Source organism: Micromonospora sp. NPDC048986, from assembly GCF_040649335.1.
Classification (GTDB): domain Bacteria; phylum Actinomycetota; class Actinomycetes; order Mycobacteriales; family Micromonosporaceae; genus Micromonospora; species Micromonospora alfalfae.
On record NZ_JBEZFJ010000018.1, the window covers coordinates 110,392 to 128,358 of the forward strand.

Here is a 17,967-nt window from a genome sequence, read left to right on the forward strand (position 1 = left end):
TCAGCGGCGGGCGGGTGGCGCCAGCGCGGCGATCAGCACCGCCACCATTGTCAACGCCGCCCCGAGCAGGGTGTTCACACCCGGGTGCGAGGCCGCCGTGGGAAGGACCAGGTCCAGCAGGACGGCGCCCACGATCTGCCCGGCGATGGTGGCCAGGCCGAGTAGCAGCACACCGGTGAAGCGGACGATCGCGGCGGCGATCGCGATGAAAACGATGCCGATCGGGCCGCCCAGGTAGAGCCACGGCTCACTCGGCAGGTGACCGCCGGGCCAGCCGCGTACGGCGATGTCGATCGCGAACGCGACGAGCAGGGTGACGGTGCCGACGGCGAAATTGACAAGCGTGGCGGTCAACGCGCTGTCGGCAGCCGCTCGGACCCGACCGTTGACGGCCTGCTGCCAGGCGATACCCACCCCGGCCAGCAGCGGCAGCACTGCCAGCGCCAGCGCGCCCGGGTCGCCGAGACGGTCGCCGACCGCCAGGCCGACCGCCAGCACCGTGAGCACCGCGCCGGCCAGCCGCTGCCGGGTGACCGGCTGCCGGCCGGTAGGGCCGATCCCGGCCCGGTCCACGGCGAGGCTGCTGCCGGTCTGGCCGGCGACCACAGCCACTGTGAAGACCGCCACGCCCAACGTGCCGATGGTGAGGCCCTGGGTGGCCACCAGGAAGGCCCCGCACATCCCACCGAGGCACTGCCAAGGTCGCAGCGTGCCGGTCCGCAGGGCCCGCCGCGTCGCGGCCAGCCCCCGCCGGCCACCGGGGGTGGCGGGCACCAGCACCAGCAGCACCAGCAGGCCGACGCCGAACGAGACGACAGCGGCGGCGAAGCCGTCGTCGAGGCGTACCCCCAACTCGCCGTTGATGCGCGACTGCACCGCCACCGCGACCCCGGAGGCCGACGCCAGCGCGACGCCGGTGATCCGGCGGGCGGCCGACAGGGTCTGCGGGGTCGCCGTGTCGGTGGCTGTCACTCCTGCTCGGCCAGCGGCCGACCGTCAAAGTCGACAGCGGAGTAGAGGGCCAGCTTCTCCAGCCGGTGGTACGAGTCGATGACCCGGATGGTGCCGCTCTTCGAGCGCATCACTATCGACTGGGTGTACGCGCCGCCCGCCCGGTAACGCACCCCGCGCAGCAGGTCACCCGAGGTGACCCCGGTGGCCACGAAGAAGCAGTTGTCGCCGGTGACCAGATCGTCGGTGCCCAGCACCCGGTCCAGGTCGTGCCCGGCGGCGATCGCCTTCTCCCGCTCCTGATCGTCGCGCGGCCACAGCTTGGCCTGCATCGCACCGCCCATGCACTTCAGCGCGCACGCGGAGATGATGCCCTCCGGGGTGCCGCCGATGCCCATCAGGACGTCGACGTCCGACTCGCCCCGGGCCGCCGCGATGGAGCCCGCGATGTCGCCGTCGGAGATGAACCGTATCCCCGCCCCGGTCCGGCGGATCTGCGTGACCAGGTCGTCGTGCCGGCTCCGGTCCAGCACGCAGACCGTCACCTCGGAGACGTCGGTGCCCTTGACCCTGGCGATCCGGCGCAGGTTCTCCGCGACACCGGCGTTGATGTCGATCACGTCGGCGTACGCCGGCCCGACGGCGAGCTTCTCCATGTAGAACACGGCGCTGGGGTCGAACATCGCGCCGCGCTCGGAGACGGCGAGCACCGCCACCGCGTTCGGCATGCCCTTGCTCATCAGGGTGGTGCCGTCCACCGGGTCGACGGCGACGTCCACCTCGGGGCCCGTGCCGTCGCCGACGTGTTCGCCGTTGAAAAGCATCGGGGCGTTGTCCTTCTCGCCCTCGCCGATCACCACCACGCCGCGCATCTGGATCGAGTTGATCAGCTTGCGCATCGCGTCGACAGCGGCCCCGTCGCCGCCCTCCTTGTCGCCCCGACCGACCCACCGACCGGCGGCCATCGCCGCGGCCTCGGTGACCCGGACCAGGTCGAGGGCAAGGTTTCGGTCGAGATCCTGTGGGATCCGCGTCCTGGTGTTCGTCATGACGGCTACTCCTCCTCGCGACGGTGCGGGGACGACCGGCGGCGGGGAGGCCCCCACTGCCGGCTTTGTCGCTGATCCTCACACGATGGCCGACCGGGCATCGGCGCGGGGCGGTGATGGCCCGGATACCGCCGGTCGGGCGGCTGCGAAGATGGACGGGTGGAACCCGCACAGCCAGCCGACCGCGTACCCGCCGACCGCACGCCGCCCGACGGTCAGCCGCCGGCCGACGTCCCCGCCGGCCACGGTGCTGAGCCCGCCGCGACCGACCCGACCCCACCGCCGCCGGCGGTGTCCGGCAAGTCCGAGCGGTCGCCGAAGGACATGGCGATCTCGCTGCTGGTGCTGCTCGTCCCGATCGCGCTGCTGCTGGCGTTCTACCGGGGATTCCTCGGCGGCGACCAGGCCACCACCGTCGATCCGGCGCCCGCCATCGAGCAGGCACGTTCGGCGAACGTCTTTCCGGTGAGCCAACCGCAGGGGCTCGGTGCCGACTGGAAGACGGTCAGCGCCCGCTACCAGACCGTCGAGGACGGTGCGAACCTGCGACTCGGCTACCTCACCCCGGAGGGGCGGGGCGTCCAACTGCTGCAGAGCAGCGTCCCGGCGGACCGTCTGCTCCCCGCCGAGCTGACCGGTCAGGCCCAGCCGCAGGGCCCCACCGAGCTGGCCGGGCGCGCCTGGCAGCTCTACACGGCCCGGGGAAACCAGCAGGCGCTGGTCCTGCTGGAGCCGACCCGCACGGTGATCGTCGTCGGCGACGCCCGGGACAACGAACTCCGCGAACTGGCCGGCTCGCTGCGCTGACCGGACCCGGTGCGATGGCCCCGCTGGCACCGAATCTGGGCAACAGGCCCGAAGGGTGATTGTCCGACGCGTCGACAGGGAACAAGGAGGGAGTGACCCGGGCGCGCTGCTCGGTCCGGGTCGCGCGACGCAGCCGACGGTGCTGCTGCGTCGCCGGAGTTTCCGGCGCCGTCCAGGTCGTCGGGTGACCCCCTTGGGAGACACGTATGACTGTTCGACGACTCGGCGCCGGCCTGGTAGCCGCCGCTCTGATCACGCCCGCACTGGCTGCCTGCGCCAGCGGAACAGGCACGGCCGGATCGACGCCGTCCCCGACGGTGAGTGCGTCCGGCACGGCGAGCGCGTCCGGTGCCCCGGTGGCGGGCGACGCCAAGCAGGCCCTGCTCGACTCCACCAAGGAGATCAGCAACGGGAACTTCCGGTTCAGCCTGGCCGGCGCCGGTTCGACGGCTGAGGGGCTGGTGCACCAGCCGAGCCAGAGCGCGGCGCTGAAGATCGCGATCGGTGGCCCCTCGTCCGACCTGGCGATGAAGCTCGACGTGGTCCACTTCAAGCCGGACAGCTGGGTCAAGCTGGAGCTGACCGGGCCCACCGCCGACAGCCTGCCCGCGATCAAGCAGCTCAACCTCGGCAAGTACCAGCACCTCGACCAGAACCGGATCAAGGGCAACCGCAACCTCGGCTTCGATTTCGAGAAGGTCGACCCGGCCGGTAGCGCGGTGCTCACCCAGGGCATCACCGAGGTCCGCAGCACCGGCACCGGCGCGTACGCCGGCACCATCGACGTCACAAAGGCCGCCGAAGCGGGCTCGTTGAACGCCGCGACGATCGCCGCGCTGGGCACCCAGGCGAAGACCGTCCCGTTCACCGCGAAGGTGGACCCGCAGGGCCGGCTCAGCGAGCTGGTGTTGCAGTTGCCGGCCGCCGGGCAGACCGCCGCCCAGGAGATCAAGATGACCTACTCCGACTACGGTGCGGCCACCGCCGCGCAGAAGCCGCCAGCGGACCAGGTCGTCGAGGCGCCGGCCGAGCTGTACAGCCTGTTCAACTGACGTACCGCTGTGGGGCGGCTCCGGCCGCCCCACCGGCGGTCGGTCAGGAAGCGGGCTCCTGTCGGGCGGCGTCGATCCGCGCCCGCGCACCATCCAGCCAGCGTTGACAGATCACCGCCAGCGCCTCGCCGCGCTCCCAGAGCGCCAGCGACTCCTCCAGGGACGTGCCGCCGGCCTCCAGCCGCTCCACCACCGAGGCCAGCTCGGCGCGGGCCTGCTCGTAACTGAGCCGCTCGTCCGGCCCGGCCTTCGTGTCATCAGTCATCGCGTTCATCTCAGCACATCACTCCCCGCCGCGCCGCGTCGCCACTCAGCCATCGACGGTGGCGGCCAGCTCGCCGTCGGCCAGTCGTACCCGCAGCGGGTCGCCCTTGCCGACCTCCGCCGCCGCGCGGACCACGTGGCCGTCCGCGCGCTGCACGATCGCGTACCCCCGGTCGAGGGTGGCGGCGGGGGAGAGGGCGCGCAGCCGCGCCAGGGTGTGCCGCAGGTCATCCTCCGCGGCCCCGAGCCGGTGCTCCAGGCAGCGGCCGGCCCGCTGACGCAACGCGGTCAGCTCGGTCGCCCGATGCTCCACCATCACCTGGGGCCGGGCCAGCACCGGCCGGGAACGCAGCCCGTCGAGCCGGTGCGTCTCCCGGTCGACCAGGTTGCGCACCGCCCGTTCGAGGCGGTGCCGGGCCTGACCGATGAGACGTACCTCCTCGGTGAGGTCGGGAACGACCCGCTTCGCCGCGTCGGTCGGGGTGGAGGCGCGGACGTCGGCCACGTAATCGATCAGTGGCGCGTCCGTCTCGTGGCCGATCGCGCTGACCACCGGCGTACGACAGCCGAAAACCGCGCGGCAGAGCGCCTCGTCGGAGAAGGGCAGCAGGTCCTCGATGCCGCCGCCACCCCGGGCGATGATGATCACGTCGATGCTCGGGTCGGCGTCCAGCACCTTGAGCGCGTCGATGATCTGTGGCACCGCGGACGGGCCCTGCACGGCCACGTTGACAGTCCGGAACTCCACCGCCGGCCAGCGCCGTCGGGCATTTGTCAGCACGTCCCGCTCCGCCGCCGAGGCGCGACCGGTGATGAGCCCGATCCGGCCGGGCAGGAACGGCAGTCGACGCTTGCGGGCGCGGTCGAAGAGCCCTTCGGCGGCGAGAAGCTTCTTGAGCTTCTCCAGTCGGGCCAGCAGCTCGCCGAGCCCCACCTGGCGGATCTCGTCGGCTCGCAGGCTCAGCGTGCCCCGGGCGGCGTAGAACTCGGGCTTGGCGTGCAGCACCACACGTGCGCCCTCGCGTAGCTCCGGCGCGCCGGAGTCCAGGACGTCCCGGTTGGTGGTGACGGTCAGGCTCAGGTCGGCCGATGGGTCCCGCAGGGTGAGGAAGACGGTGCTGGCCCCGGGGCGGCGGCTGATCTGCGCCACCTGCCCGTCCACCCATACCCAGCCCAGCTTGGCGATCCAGGCCCCCACCTTCTGGCTGACCACCCGTACCGGCCAAGGCTCCTCAGCGCTGCTCGCCCCGCCGCCGCCCCCGCCGCTTCCCACCCGCCCCCCACCCACAGTCACCCGCCCACCCTACGACCCACCCCAACTGGACCGTCGATCATGAAGTTATTGCCCTCGGTGCCGGCGTGTCGGGGCAACAACTTCATGATCAACGCGGAACGGGTGTGGGGTTGTGGGCCGGTGGCGGGGGGAGGAGTGGCACGTACGATGGGGTGGTGACTGAGGCTCAGGCGACTCACCGGACCGGCAAGCGCGTGCTCCTGGCCAAGCCCCGCGGCTACTGCGCTGGTGTCGACCGCGCGGTGCAGACAGTGGAGGAGGCGCTGAAGCTCTACGGCGCCCCGATCTACGTGCGCAAGCAGATCGTGCACAACAAGCACGTGGTGCAGACCCTGGAGGCCCAGGGTGCCATCTTCGTGGAGGAGAACGAGGAGGTGCCCGAGGGCGCCACCGTCATCTTCTCCGCGCACGGGGTGGCGCCGGAGGTCTACGAGCAGGCCAAGGCGCGTTCGTTGAAGGCGATCGACGCGACCTGTCCGCTGGTCACCAAGGTGCACCACGAGGCGCGGCGGTTCGCGGCCGAGGACTACGACATTCTGCTCATCGGCCACGAGGGGCACGAAGAGGTCATCGGCACCGCCGGTGAGGCCCCCGCGCACATCCAGCTGGTGGACGGCCCGGACGACGCCGACAAGATCACCGTACGTGATCCGGAGAAGGTGGTCTGGCTCTCCCAGACCACGCTCTCGGTCGACGAGACGCTGGAGACGGTGGCCCGCCTCAAGCAGCGACTGCCGCTGTTGCAGTCCCCGCCCAGCGACGACATCTGCTACGCCACCTCCAACCGCCAGCACGTGGTCAAGGAGATCGCCGCCGACTGTGACGTGGTGATCGTGGTCGGCTCCACGAACTCCTCCAACTCCGTCCGCCTGGTCGAGGTCGCCCTGGACGCCGGCGCCCGCGCCGGTCACCTTGTCGACTTCGCGCACGAGATCGACGACGCCTGGCTGGAGGGGGCCACCACGGTCGGCCTGACCTCGGGCGCGAGCGTCCCGGACGACCTGGTCCAGGAGGTGCTGGTCCACCTCGCCGCCCGCGGCTTCGCCGACGTCGAGGAGATCACCACCGCCAACGAGCGGCTCACGTTCTCGCTTCCGCAGGAGCTGAGGCGGGACATGAAGGCCGCAGCGGCGCGCGGCTGAAGCGCGGGAACGAACTCGGGTCGGCGTACGTCAGATTCGGCATGAGGACTCTTCGGCTCGCCGTCCCCGCGCTGGCCGTCTGCGTGGCGCTGAGCGCCTGCGGCGGCCAGGGTGTCGGGGGCGGCACACCCAGCCCGACCCCGACGGGAGCGCAGCCGGTGACCAGCCAGCCCACGCCCGACCCGACGCCCTCGCCGGAGACCGGCACCCGGTCCGTGCCGCCCGGGCTGAAAACTCCGAAACCGGGCGGCCCGAGCACGCCGCCGGGCGTCGGGGCCACCACACTGAGCGGCACCGTGCAGGGCGGTGTGGAGCCCGGCTGCGTGCTGCTCGACGGTTACCTGCTGCTGGGCGGCCCGCGCGAGGTGCTGACGCCGGGGGCCCGGGTCGAGGTCACCGGTCGGGTGGAGCCCGGCATGATGACCACCTGCCAGCAGGGCACCCCGTTCGTCGTGACCGCCGCCCACCGGTCCTGACCTCGCACCAGTGACATGCGGGAGCCCGCCCCCGAACGTGGGGACGGGCTCCTGCCGGTGCTACGAGCGGATCAGTTCACGGCACCGATGGACACGTTGCCGCGACCCACGATCGCACCCTCGCTGGTGACGATCGCCAGTTCACCGGAGAGCTGACGTCCGTCGGCCGGGACGGCCACCGCGGTCACCGTGCCGGTGATGGTGGCGGACTCGCCGTGCGTCAGTGGCACCGCGACGGCCGACGCGGTGATCGTGCCCAGCGACGCGGACGCGAACGCGTCGTAGTAGTCGTAGGCAGTGCTGGTCCCCGGCCCGTCAACCCCGTACGGCTCCACCACGACGCGGTAGGTGCCGGCGGCCGGGTTGGTCAGCGTGACCGCCTCCTCCGAGTCGCCGTCCGCGGCCCGGCCGACCTCGGTGGTACCCCGGTAGACGAACAGGTCCAGGTCGGCGCCCGCGCTGGCGGGGTTGCCGATCCGGGCGGTGAACGTCGACGTACCCGCCGGGATCTCGACGGTCCACTCCTGGTTGGGACCGCCCTCGGTGATGGTCGGACGCTCGGTCCGCACACCGGTCAGCGCGCCACTGCGGCCGCTGACCGAGACCGGACCGAAGGCGTTGGTGACCTTCCAGCTCACCGGGGTCGGCTCGCCGGCCTCGACACTGGGCAGCTCGACCAGCGCCGGCTCGACAGTCAGGCCCTGCACCCGCGCCTGGAGCTTGAACGGGTTGTTCAGCGCCGGGGACGTCCGCCGCGACTCCACCTCGATCTCCCAGACCCCGGGAAGCGGGTTCTGGTAGTCACGCTCCTGCGGCTTGCAGACGTTGACGTCGGAGAAGTTGGTGTAGCAGACGGTGCTGGTGGTGGCCTCCACCGGCACACCCAACGGGTTGATCGCGATGAACCGGGTCTGTGAACCGGTGGCGATCCCGGAGAGGTTCACCTGGAGTGCCTTGGCGCCCTCCGGCACCGTCACGAAGTACGACGTGAAGCCGTTGCGGTCGACCGAGCCCTCGTTGGCGTACGAGAAGTTGGGCTTCTTCACGTCGTTCGAGGCGACCACCACTGTGGACACCTCGAAGTCGACCACGTTGGTGGTCGGGTCGTCGATCCGCACGATCGCGCCGTGCGCGCCCTCGGTGGCCGGCTTGGCGGTGACGCTGATGGTGACGGGCTTGTTGAGCGGCAGCGCGACGCTCTTCGGCGCCTTGAAGGTGCCGTCGTCGCCCTGGAGCGTGATGGTGTGCTTGATGGTGCCGGCCGGGCCGCTGGTGCGGGTGAGCTTGACCGGGTACGTCTTGCTCTGGCCGACCTTGTGGCCGCCCTCGGACGAGGTGCAGCGGTTGTAGACGCCGGTTCCCCGACCCGGGTTCGGCACGAACTTCACACCGTTCCAGATGGTCAACTGCTCCGCCAGGGGGCTGCAGACCGGCGCGTCGGAGACGTACGACCGGGTTTCGACGCCCTGGCGCAGCAGCTGCCACGCGCCCGGAACGTTGACCATGCCGTAGCCCTGCGCGTACGTCGGCACGTCCGCGATCGGCTTGGCGGAGCTGAACAGCGCCCGCCGCAGTGCCGCCGGGCTGACGCCCCGGTCGGTGGCCTTGGCGGCCGACAGCAGCAACGCGCCGGCGCCGGCGGTCTGCGGTGACGCCATCGAGGTGCCGTTCAGCATCGCGTAGCCCGGGGGCAGCGCGTATCCGGCCTCGGGGACCGGGGCTCCGAGCTGCCAGGTCGGTGCGGTGGAGATGGCCGAGCCGGGGGCGGCGATGTTCGGCTTGAAGCCGCCGTCCTCGCGCGGGCCACGGGAGGAGAAGTTGAACAGGGCGTTCTTCTTCTTGACGACCGAGCCGTAGTTGGCCAGCCAGGTGTCCTTGCTGATGTTGGCGGCAACGCTGATCACGTTGCTGGCCACCGACGGGTCGCCGACGGTGTTGAGACCCGGGCCGGAGTTGCCGGCCGAGATGACCAACTGCACGCCGTACGTCTCGATCAGCTCGTTGTAGAGGTTCGTCCGCGCGTTGTTGCCGTCGTTCAGGCCCGGAAGACCACCGATCGACATGTTGACGATGTCGACGCCGCGGTTGGCCACCAGGTCGATCATGCCGGTGGTGAGGGCCGCCGCGCTGCAGCCGCCGCCCCAGGAGCAGGCGCGGGCGGAGACCAGCTTCGCGCCGGGCGCGGCGCCGTCGAAGGCTCCGTTGCCGAGCATGTCGTTGGCGGCGGTGATGCCGGCGACGTGGGTGCCATGGGTGCTCTCGACGATGCCGATGTTGACGTAGTCGTAGGTGCCGGGCAGCCCGATCGGCGTGGTGTCCACGTTCTTGCGGAACTCGACCACGAACGGCTGCCGCTCGGCGACCGGGGTCGCCGGGTTGTCGGTACCGAAGTAGCCGATGTCGTACTTCTCCTTGTACGGCCGCATGACCGGGTCATCGGTGAAGTTGAGGTTCTGGTTGGCGTCCACCCGGATGTTGTTGGTGGCCGGGTCGAAGAGCACACCCCAGGTGTCGGTCGTGTCGCCGTCGCGGTTGACGTCGCCCCGGGCGTCGCTCGCGGTGGTGACCGACTCGCTGAACAGGTTGAACCGGTACGTGCCGGCCGGTGCCGTCCAGGTGCCGCCGGCGATGGTGAACGACGGGCCGGCGACCTCGGCCTGCATCCGCCGCCACGAGCCGTCCTCCAGCGGATCGGTAGCGGTGACCCAGTCGACGATCTTGCGCTCGCCGGTGGTGGTCTGCTGCAACGCCGGGTGGGCCAGGTCCACGCCGGAGTCCATGATGCCGATCGTGACGCCCCGGCCGTCCCACTCGGGGTGGGCCGCGGTGAACGCCACAGCGCCGGTCTCGTTCGTCGGCATGTAGGGGTTGTCAGCCGGGGTGGTCTCTCCCGGCGCCCCGACGGTGGCCTGCCGCGCGCCGGCGGTGCCGGTGGCGGTGCGCTCCGGGGCCGGGTCCGGCAGTTGGATGACCTCGTCCAGGTCGACGGCCGAGACGCCGGGCAGCCGCGCCGCCTTGAGGACCCGGTCGGTCGGGACCTTGGCCAGCACGAAGCCGACCCGGTCCTGCCGCTGGCTGACGGTGCCGCCGAGCTTGCTGAGGCTGTCGGCGACGTCCCCCGCCTCACCCTTCTCGGTGGCGACGATCAACGTGACAGTCGGGGCCTTCTTGGCGCGGGCCTCGCTGAGCAGTTTGGCGTCGTGGGCGCCCAGCGTCTCGGCGGCGGTGGCCGGGGAAGCGTCCGGTGTGGCGGCGGGAGCGGCGGCCGCTGTGGCGGCACCACCCATTGTCGTCATGGCGCTCGCCGCCAGGACCGACGCGAAGAGCGCGGCTGAGGTGCGCCGGCTCAGGTTTCGGAGTCTGCTCACGTTCTCTTTACCTCCAGAGAACAGGGCCCATCAGAGAAGGGCGCTGTGGTGAGCAGAATCTTTCGTGCTACCGCCGATCACTGTCACTACTGGCCAGTCCCTTGTGACCAGTTCGTGACATGCGGGTATACGCACTGTCACATGATTGGCGAGCGGGTGGAGACCTCGTCGGCTGCCGGATCGGCCAGCTCGGGGGCCTGCGGCTGCCGGGGCGCCAACTCGACCTGCGCCGGCGTGGCCAACTCGTCGTCAGAGACACCCAACTCGGCGAGCTTGCGGGCGCTGACCAGCACCCGGGCCTCCAGCGAGCCGACCGCCCGGTTGTAGGCGGTCACCGCACCGGCCAGCGAGGACCCGAGCTTGCCCACATGGTCGCCCAGTGTGGAGAGCCGGCCGTACAGCTCCCGGGCGAGGGTGTGCACGGCGAGCGCGTTGCGGGCCAGCGCCTCCTGCCGCCAGGAATAGGCAACAGTGCGGAGCAGGGCGACCAGCGTGGCCGGCGTGGCCAGCACCACGTTGCGGGTGAAGGCGTGCTCCAGCAGCGTCGGGTCTCGCTGGAGCGCGACGTCGAGGAACGGGTCGGCCGGCACGAACAGCACCACGAACTCGGGTGAGTTGTCGAACGCCGACCAGTACGACTTGGCGGCCAGGGCGTCGACGTGCCCCCGCAGATGCCGCGCGTGCGCGTCGAGGTGGGTGTCCCGGCCGCGCTCGTCGCGGGCCTCCATGGCTGTCAGGTACGCGTCGAACGGGGCCTTGGCGTCCACCACCACCGAGCGACCACCGTGCAGGCGAACCACCAGATCCGGTCGGACGACCTGCTGGTCGGTGGCGGCGGTGACCTGCTCGGAGAAGTCGCAGTGCTCCAGCATGCCGGCAGCCTCGACGATCCGGCGCAACTGGTGCTCGCCCCAGCGGCCCCGCACCTGCGGTGCGCGCAGCGCCGCCACCAACTGCTTGGTCTCGGTGCGCAGCTCACCGGAGACCGCGTTCATCGAGCGGACCTGCTCGCGCAGCTCGGCGTACGCGTCGACGCGGTCGTGCTCCAGCTCGGCCACCCGCTGCTCGTAACGGCGCAGGGTGTCGTGCAGCGGCGCGACCGCCCGGGCCACCGCCTCCTGGGACTGTGCGGTGGCCTCGTAGCTCAACGCCCGCATGGACTGCTCCAGCCGACCCTCGCCCTCCCGGGTGGCGGCCAGTGTGGCATCCAGGCGGGCGATGTCGGCGGCCGACCGGGACCGGGCCGCGAGCCAGCCCACCGCCCCGCCCGCGCCGAGGCACACGATCACCAGGAGCAGCGTCGAGACGTCCATCACCGGAGCTTGCCAGACGGATACGACGTGCGACCCGGGGGTACGTTCGATGACATGGAACTTGTGCTCTGCCTCGCCGTTGTGCTGGTCGGCGCGTTGGGCGCCGCCGCGCTCGTCCGCGCTCAGGCCGGTGCCCGTCGGCGCACCGAGCTCGGCGACGCCCGCGCGGAGGCGCAGCGGTGGTACGAGCGCCTCGGTGGCCAGTTGATGAACCTGCACGGCGACGACCCGGCGGTACGCCAGGCGCTGGCCGACGCCGGTGAGCGGTACAACGCGGCGGGCTCCCAGCTGGAGCAGGCGTCCACGCCGCACCAGTTCGGGCTGGCCCGGGAGACCGCGCTGGAGGGTCTGGCGTACATCCGGGCGGCGCGCACGGCGTTGGGCATCGATCCGGGCCCCGAGGTGCCCACCCTGGCCGCGGCCCGCGGCGTGGGGCAGCTCACCAAGGAACGTGAGGTCGATGTGCAGGGGCAGACCTTCCGGGCCGGGCCGCAACCCGGCCGGGAAACGCCCTACTACTACCCCGGTGGGCGTTATCAGGGTCGACCGGTGCCCGCCGGCTGGTATTCGACGCCCTGGTGGAAGACGGCACTGGGTGCCGGCGCCGGTGTGCTCGGCGGCATCCTGATCGCCGACGCGCTCTTCTCGCCCGCCTTCGCCGACCCCGGGTACGGCTACGACGCCGGCTACCAGGAGGGCTTCGGTGACGGTGTCGACCAGGGCGACGGCGGCGACCAGGGCGGCGACTTCGGCGGCGGCGACCAGGGTGGGGACTACGGCGGCGGCGACTACGCCGGTGGGGACTACGCCGGCGGCGACTTCGGTGGCGGCGGCTTCGGCGGCGGCGATTTCGGTGGTGGCGATTTCGGCGGCGGCGACTTCTGACAGTCGTTCAGAGCCACGGAAACGGGCCCCGGTCGCAGCGACCGGGGCCCGTTTTCCGTACCTGTCGATCAGCCGGTGTTGCGCATCCCGGCCGCGATGCCGTTCACGGTGGTGAGCAGCGCGCGTTCCAGGGCGGTGCCGTCGCTCGGCGCGCGACGGCCGCCCGGTGCGGTGGCGATCGCCCGCCCGGCCGCGCCCGACTCCCGGTACTGCCGCAGCAGCGCCACCTGGAGATGGTGCAGCGGCTCCAGGTAGGTGTCGCGGACGGCCAGGGTGCGCTGGAGCACCGGCGAGTTCTCCAGCAGGGCCGGTGAGGCGGTCACCGCCAGCACCTCCCGCTTGGTCAGCTCGTACTCCTGCTCGATCTGCTCGAAGATCGGGTGCAGCTTCTTCGGCACCAGCGTCTCGACGTACCGGCGGGCGATGCTCAGGTCGGTCTTGGTCAACATCATCTCGACGTTCGACAGGAACGTGCGGAAGAAGTGCCAGTTGCGGTGCATCTCGGCCAGCACGTCCGCCAGACCGGCCTCGCGGGCGGCGGCCAGCCCGGAGCCGACGCCGAACCAACCCGGCACGATCTGCCGGGTCTGCGTCCAGCCGAACACCCACGGGATGGCCCGCAGCCCGGACAGCCCGGCGCCGGTGTTCGGGCGCTTCGCCGGCCGGGAGCCGATGTTCAGCGCGCCGAGCAGTTCGGTGGGGGTGGACGCCCAGAAGTACGCGGGCAGGTCCGGGTCCTCGACCAGCGACCGGTAGGACCGGAACGCCGACTCGGAGACCACGTCCATCGTCGCGTCCCAGCGCTCCAACATCTCGGCCGGCTGCCGGGGTGCGGTGTGCAGCAGGGTCGCCTGGAGCACCGCGGCGAGGGTGAGCTCCAGGTTCTCCCGGGCCAGCGAGGGCAGTGTGTACTTGTCGGAGATCACCTCGCCCTGCTCGGTCACCTTGATCGCGCCGTCCATGGTGCCGTACGGCTGCGCCAGGATCGCCTCGTGCGTCGGCCCGCCGCCGCGCCCGACCGTGCCGCCCCGGCCGTGGAAGAGCCGCAGGTGCACACCGTGCCGGGCGGCCACGTCGCGCAGCGCGCGCTGCGCCCGGTGGATCGACCACTGGCTGGTGGTGATCCCGGCCTCCTTGTTCGAGTCGGAGTAGCCGAGCATGACCTCCTGCACGTCACCCCGGGCGGTCACCAGCGCCCGGTACGCGGGCAGCGACAGCAGCTCGTCGAGGAGTTCGCCGCCGGCGTTCAACTCGGCCGGGGTCTCCAGCAGTGGCACGAACCCGATCCGGGCCCGCCCGCTGTGCACGTCCACCAGGCCGGCCTCGCGGGCCAGCACCACGGCGGCCAGCACGTCGTCGACACCCAGGGTCATCGAGATGATGTACGACTCGATCACCTCGGCACCGAACCGGTCCTGTGCCTCCCGAATGGTGCTGAACACGTCGAACGTCTTGCGGGCCGGCTCGGACAGCGAGGTGTCCACAGTCGACAGCGGACGGCGACCGGTCAGCTCGTCGGCGAGCAGCTTGGTGCGTTCCAGCCGGGTCAGCGCCGGGTAGTCGGAAACCTCGCCGACCGCCTCGTAGAGCTGCGCGAGCACCGCGTGGTGCGCCTCGGCGTGCTCCCGGACGTCCATGGTGGCCAGGTGCAGGCCGAACGCGGAGACCGTACGGATGGTGGAGGCCAGCCGGCCGACCGCTGTGAGCTGCCCGGAGTTGCGGGCCAGCGAGGCGCGCAGCAGGTCCAGGTCGGCGATCAGCTCGGCGGAGCCCTGGTAGTCCCGGCCCGGTACGTGCGCGGTGCCCTGGCGCAACCTCAGCCGGGTGTTGGCGAGCTTCGCCTTCACGCAGCGTGCCTTGAGCCGGTACGGCTCCTCCGCGTTGACCCGGCGGAAGCGCTGCGCCACCTCGGGCAGCGCGTCCAGGTCGGCGGCGAGGCTGGCGGAGAGGTCCAGGGAGACCCCGCGGAGTCGGCGGGACACCGAGACCTCGTTGATCAGGTGGTCCATCGCCTTCTCGGTGGCCGCGATGCCGTGCTCGTGCTGGATGGTCAGCACCTCACGGGTGACCGCCGGGGTGACGAACGGGTTGCCGTCGCGGTCGCCGCCGATCCAGGTGCCGAAGCTCAGCGGCCGGGCCGTCGGTGAGGTCTCCACACCGAGGGTGCGCAACGTGTCGGCCAGGTCGTCGAGCACCTGCGGGGCGGCCTCGGCGTACAGGTCGCGCAGGTAGTAGATGGCGTTGCGGGCCTCGTCGGTCGGGTCCGGCCGGTCGAGCCGCAGCTCGTCGGTCTGCCACATCAGGTCCAGCAACTCGGCCAGCCGGCGGTTGGCCGGGCCCTCGTCGCTGGCGCCGTAGAGGATCGCGTTGGCGGTCTCGGTGTCCAACTCGTCGGCGATCGCCCGCAACTTGGACAGGATCGAGCGACGAGCCGCCTCGGTCGGGTGCGCGGTGAAGACCGGTCGCACCGCCAGCCGGCGAGCCGCGTTCGCGATCTCCTCGGCCGGCACCCCGCGCTCGGCGATCATCTTGGCGGCCTGGTCCAGCCAGCCGCCCTGCACCGCGCGGCGGCGGCGCAGATCCCGCGCCCGGTGCACCTGCTCGGTGATGTTGGCCAGGTGGAAGTAGGTGGAGAAGGCGCGAGCCAGCTTGGTGCCGGTGGTCACGTCGAGCCCGCCGAGACGCTGGGCGGCCGCCGGGGCGTCGGAGCGGACCTGGGCGCGGATCTCCTCGACGAGGTCGAGCAGCGGGCGACCCTCCTGGCGGGCCAGGGTCTGGCCGAGGAGGGTGCCGAGTCGGCGAATGTCGGCGCGCAGTGCGGCGTCCGGGCCGTCGTGGTCGTGCTGGTCGGTCACGATGCGCTCCCTTACGTGGATACGAAGGACAGCGCTGTCCGACTTACTGGATGGTATCCGCGCGCAGGGGATGTCTGGAGGGCCCCCTGGTGATCCACTGCCCTCAGGAGGGTGTTTTCCGGGGTGATCTCAGCCACCGTCGCGGTCCGGCGTGGGGCCCGAGCGGGTCGTTGCGGTGTCTGAGAGGGCGGCCCGGCGACCCCGGACCAGGCTCGCGCTGACCAGTCCGAGCCCTCCGAGCAGCGCCCAGATCCCGAGGGCGGAAGCCGGCCAGCCGGCCGACCGCCAGTCGAAGTACACAGCGGCCTTGGTCAGGTCGTTGGCGAGCCCGGGGATGTTCCAGCGGTGCATGCCGCGCAGCACCCCGGGCAGGAACTCGGGCGCGTAGATGCCACCGGAGCCCGGGTTGCCGAGCACCACCAACAGCAGGATGACCAGCGCGGTGCCCGCGACGCCGAGCCAACCCTGGATGGCGCTGGCGAACATGGCTGCGGCGAAGACGGCCAGCGCCCCGATGGCGGCGATCGTCGGTACGTCGTGGTGCCAGATGTCCAGTACGGGTCCGACCACCACCGCGCCGGCGATGCCGAGCAGCACGCTGTAGACCGCCAGGGCGGCGACGCGCAGTCCGGCCCGTCGCGCCGTACGGGGGGTGGTGCCGGCGGATATCCCGAGCACCGTCGAGGCGAGGTAGCCGCCGAGCACGTACCCGACATTCAGGTAGAAGGGCACCACCCCGCGCGTGTCGGCCGGGGTGACCGGAACCTCGTCGACGATCCGGAGCGGGGTCCCGGTGCGGGTGGTGGCGGTACCCAGGACCTCCTTGATCGCGCTGGTGGCGGAGGGGCCGGAGGCGCTCGCCACGGTGAGGAGCAGGCCGTTGTCTTCTCCGGTGCTGAGTACTGCGTACACCGCGCGGCTGAGCAGCCCGTCCTCGGCGGCGGTCGGGTCGTCGTACCCGATGGGTTTGAGGATGGTGGTCTGGCCGCGCACGGCGTCGAGCGTCGCCTGGGCGCGTTGGTCGTCGGAGACGACGCCGATCGGAAGGTCGCGGGGTGTGGGCTGGTGCAACGCGCCAACGTAGGCCGCGATGAACGCCGTGGCCAGTACGAGGGTGCCGAGGAGCAGTCCGATGCTGCGCGGCGCCCAGTCGCGAGCTGTGCCGTGCGATTCTTTGTCCACGTTGTCAGCCTATGGCTGGTTTTATGGCCAGCCGGGCGGAACCGGTTGCCCGGCGGCTGACCCGTCGCCACGGAGACCGGTCCGGCCGCTGGGCGTGCGTCGACGGCGTCGCGGGTGGCGTCAGAGGCGGGTGGCGTCAGGGGTTGACGACGGCGAAGGCGCGGACCGGAAAGGTGCCCATGCCGGCCACCATCGGCGGGGCCGCGGTGAACCGGAACCCGCTCGGCGGCAACGCGCCCAGGCCGGTCAGGTGCTCCACGATCGGGACGCCGGCGGCGAGCAGCGTGCTGTGCGCGGGGCGGACGCCGGCGGCCGTCGGGCTCATGTCGTCGATGTTGATCGAGTCGATGCCGACCAGGGCCGCCCCCGCGTCGACCAGCGCCTGGGCCGCGTCCCCGGTCAGGTACGGCGCCTCCGGCGCGCCGTACCGCTCGGTGCCGAAGTGCGCATCCCAGCCGGTGTGCAGCAACACCGCACGGCCGGAGACCTCGTACGGTGCCAGCATGAGCCGGGTCACCGCTCGCGTGCCGGCCGGCACCCGGACCACCACCCCCGGTAGGTCGGCGAGACGCTCCAGTGACACCCCGGTCAGGTCGTCGCGGCCGGCCCAGCGGTGGGCGGGCGTGTCAAGGTACGTGCCGGTGTTGGCGATCATGTCGATTCGGGCCACGTGGAACTCGGTGCCCTGGGCGTACCGCTCGCGGGATGCCGCGAAGGTCAGCCAGTCGGTGATCCGGGGACCCGGCCAACCCGGCAGAGTAGTCATCCCATCGCTGATCACGTGGCTCAGCTCAACCAGCCGACGATCGGCGCCGGAGCCGTCGACGGCGACACCCCGGCCGCCCTTGTGCGGCTCCTCGATGATCGTCTTGGCGCTGATCCGGACGTCGGCGACCATCAGCAGCCCGAGATGCCGGACGAACAACGCCGCCAGGTCGTCGTCGGTGATCTCCCGAGCGGGAATGTCCAGCCGGAACCCTTCGGTACGCAGCCCGCCGCCGTTGGCGAAGCTCACCTCCGCGTCGAACTGTGCCCGCCACTGCTCACCCATCCCGAAACCCGACCACGCCAGCGGGCGGGGGTCAAGATCCCTGGCGGCGGCCGGCGTCTGACCTGGGCAAGATCGCGCAACATCCAGGATGTAGTGGCATCGGTGTGCCGCTGAGGCCACTAAATCCTGGTTCGAGCACGATCTTGGCGCGGGGCGCGGGGCGCGGGGCGCGGGGCGCGGGGCGCGGGGCGCTGCGCAAGAGCCTCGGCGACAAACCGCTCTACGTGTCGAGCGGGTTCCGCAGTCGCGCCTGCAACAACCAGGTCGGCGGCGCGTCC

15 protein-coding genes are annotated in these 17,967 nt (G+C 71.5%); 6 read left to right on the forward strand and 9 right to left on the reverse strand.

The window, feature by feature from the left end:
* Complete coding sequence (locus tag AB0B94_RS29630) at positions 1-972, reverse strand: DMT family transporter (RefSeq protein WP_357287897.1); 972 nt, start codon at positions 970-972, stop codon at positions 1-3.
* Positions 969-2,000 carry a class II fructose-bisphosphatase gene (gene glpX, locus AB0B94_RS29635; RefSeq protein ID WP_357287901.1) on the reverse strand — a complete coding sequence of 344 codons (1,032 nt, stop codon included), beginning with the start codon at positions 1,998-2,000 and terminating at the stop codon, positions 969-971. The genes AB0B94_RS29630 and glpX overlap by 4 nt, the downstream gene beginning before the upstream one ends.
* A gap of 159 nt (positions 2,001-2,159) precedes the next feature.
* On the opposite strand from glpX, the gene AB0B94_RS29640 reads away from it, so the two are divergent.
* Positions 2,160-2,807, forward strand: a complete 648-nt coding sequence (locus AB0B94_RS29640; RefSeq protein WP_357287904.1) for a DUF4245 domain-containing protein — start codon at positions 2,160-2,162, stop codon at positions 2,805-2,807.
* Positions 2,808-3,013: 206 nt separating this feature from the next.
* Positions 3,014-3,859 (forward strand): hypothetical protein, encoded by an 846-nt coding sequence (locus AB0B94_RS29645; protein ID WP_357287907.1) that lies wholly within the window; start codon positions 3,014-3,016, stop codon positions 3,857-3,859.
* 43 nt (positions 3,860-3,902) lie between these two features.
* On the opposite strand, the gene AB0B94_RS29650 is transcribed toward AB0B94_RS29645, so the two are convergent.
* Both AB0B94_RS29650 and xseA read right to left on the reverse strand, forming a co-directional pair.
* On the reverse strand, positions 3,903-4,124 hold the full coding sequence (locus AB0B94_RS29650) for an exodeoxyribonuclease VII small subunit (protein WP_030328827.1): 222 nt from the start codon (positions 4,122-4,124) through the stop codon (positions 3,903-3,905).
* A 45-nt stretch (positions 4,125-4,169) separates the two neighbouring features.
* Entirely contained in the window at positions 4,170-5,417 is a 1,248-nt protein-coding gene (gene xseA / locus AB0B94_RS29655; RefSeq protein WP_357287911.1) for an exodeoxyribonuclease VII large subunit, read from the reverse strand.
* Positions 5,418-5,572: 155 nt separating this feature from the next.
* Between xseA and AB0B94_RS29660 the strand changes: the two genes are divergently transcribed.
* Both AB0B94_RS29660 and AB0B94_RS29665 read left to right on the forward strand, forming a co-directional pair.
* Positions 5,573-6,559, forward strand: a complete 987-nt coding sequence (locus AB0B94_RS29660; protein WP_238666692.1) for a 4-hydroxy-3-methylbut-2-enyl diphosphate reductase — start codon at positions 5,573-5,575, stop codon at positions 6,557-6,559.
* 41 nt (positions 6,560-6,600) lie between these two features.
* On the forward strand, positions 6,601-7,035 hold the full coding sequence (locus tag AB0B94_RS29665) for a hypothetical protein (RefSeq protein ID WP_238666691.1): 435 nt from the start codon (positions 6,601-6,603) through the stop codon (positions 7,033-7,035).
* Positions 7,036-7,106: 71 nt separating this feature from the next.
* Here the strand turns inward: AB0B94_RS29665 and AB0B94_RS29670 are convergent, their stop codons facing one another.
* Both AB0B94_RS29670 and AB0B94_RS29675 read right to left on the reverse strand, forming a co-directional pair.
* Complete coding sequence (locus tag AB0B94_RS29670) at positions 7,107-10,403, reverse strand: S8 family serine peptidase (protein WP_357287914.1); 3,297 nt, start codon at positions 10,401-10,403, stop codon at positions 7,107-7,109.
* Positions 10,404-10,540: 137 nt separating this feature from the next.
* Entirely contained in the window at positions 10,541-11,716 is a 1,176-nt protein-coding gene (locus AB0B94_RS29675; RefSeq protein WP_357287919.1) for a DNA recombination protein RmuC, read from the reverse strand.
* Between the two features lie 54 nt (positions 11,717-11,770).
* Here AB0B94_RS29675 and AB0B94_RS29680 point away from each other — a divergent pair, with 54 nt between their 5' ends.
* Positions 11,771-12,601, forward strand: coding sequence for a hypothetical protein (locus AB0B94_RS29680; protein ID WP_357287923.1), 831 nt, complete (start codon positions 11,771-11,773; stop codon positions 12,599-12,601).
* Between the two features lie 68 nt (positions 12,602-12,669).
* On the opposite strand, the gene ppc is transcribed toward AB0B94_RS29680, so the two are convergent.
* From ppc to AB0B94_RS29695, 3 genes are all read right to left on the reverse strand, one after another.
* On the reverse strand, positions 12,670-15,456 hold the full coding sequence (gene ppc, locus AB0B94_RS29685) for a phosphoenolpyruvate carboxylase (protein ID WP_357287926.1): 2,787 nt from the start codon (positions 15,454-15,456) through the stop codon (positions 12,670-12,672).
* Between the two features lie 129 nt (positions 15,457-15,585).
* Positions 15,586-16,638, reverse strand: coding sequence for a hypothetical protein (locus AB0B94_RS29690; RefSeq protein ID WP_357287929.1), 1,053 nt, complete (start codon positions 16,636-16,638; stop codon positions 15,586-15,588).
* A 136-nt stretch (positions 16,639-16,774) separates the two neighbouring features.
* On the reverse strand, positions 16,775-17,689 hold the full coding sequence (locus AB0B94_RS29695) for a cyclase family protein (protein ID WP_357287932.1): 915 nt from the start codon (positions 17,687-17,689) through the stop codon (positions 16,775-16,777).
* Between the two features lie 104 nt (positions 17,690-17,793).
* Between AB0B94_RS29695 and AB0B94_RS29700 the strand changes: the two genes are divergently transcribed.
* Positions 17,794-17,967 (forward strand): D-Ala-D-Ala carboxypeptidase family metallohydrolase (locus AB0B94_RS29700; RefSeq protein ID WP_357287958.1); only part of this gene is annotated, 174 nt, incomplete at its 3' end.

What these genes read in the sequence shown, in the direction of transcription:
- glpX (WP_357287901.1), bottom strand. Translation starts at nt 2,000, where the DNA reads ATGACGAACACCAGGACGCGGATCCCACAGGATCTCGACCGAAACCTT.
- AB0B94_RS29645 (WP_357287907.1), top strand. Translation starts at nt 3,014, where the DNA reads ATGACTGTTCGACGACTCGGCGCCGGCCTGGTAGCCGCCGCTCTGATC.
- AB0B94_RS29650 (WP_030328827.1), bottom strand. Translation starts at nt 4,124, where the DNA reads ATGACTGATGACACGAAGGCCGGGCCGGACGAGCGGCTCAGTTACGAG.
- AB0B94_RS29665 (WP_238666691.1), top strand. Translation starts at nt 6,601, where the DNA reads ATGAGGACTCTTCGGCTCGCCGTCCCCGCGCTGGCCGTCTGCGTGGCG.
- AB0B94_RS29675 (WP_357287919.1), bottom strand. Translation starts at nt 11,716, where the DNA reads ATGGACGTCTCGACGCTGCTCCTGGTGATCGTGTGCCTCGGCGCGGGC.
- AB0B94_RS29680 (WP_357287923.1), top strand. Translation starts at nt 11,771, where the DNA reads ATGGAACTTGTGCTCTGCCTCGCCGTTGTGCTGGTCGGCGCGTTGGGC.
- AB0B94_RS29695 (WP_357287932.1), bottom strand. Translation starts at nt 17,689, where the DNA reads ATGGGTGAGCAGTGGCGGGCACAGTTCGACGCGGAGGTGAGCTTCGCC.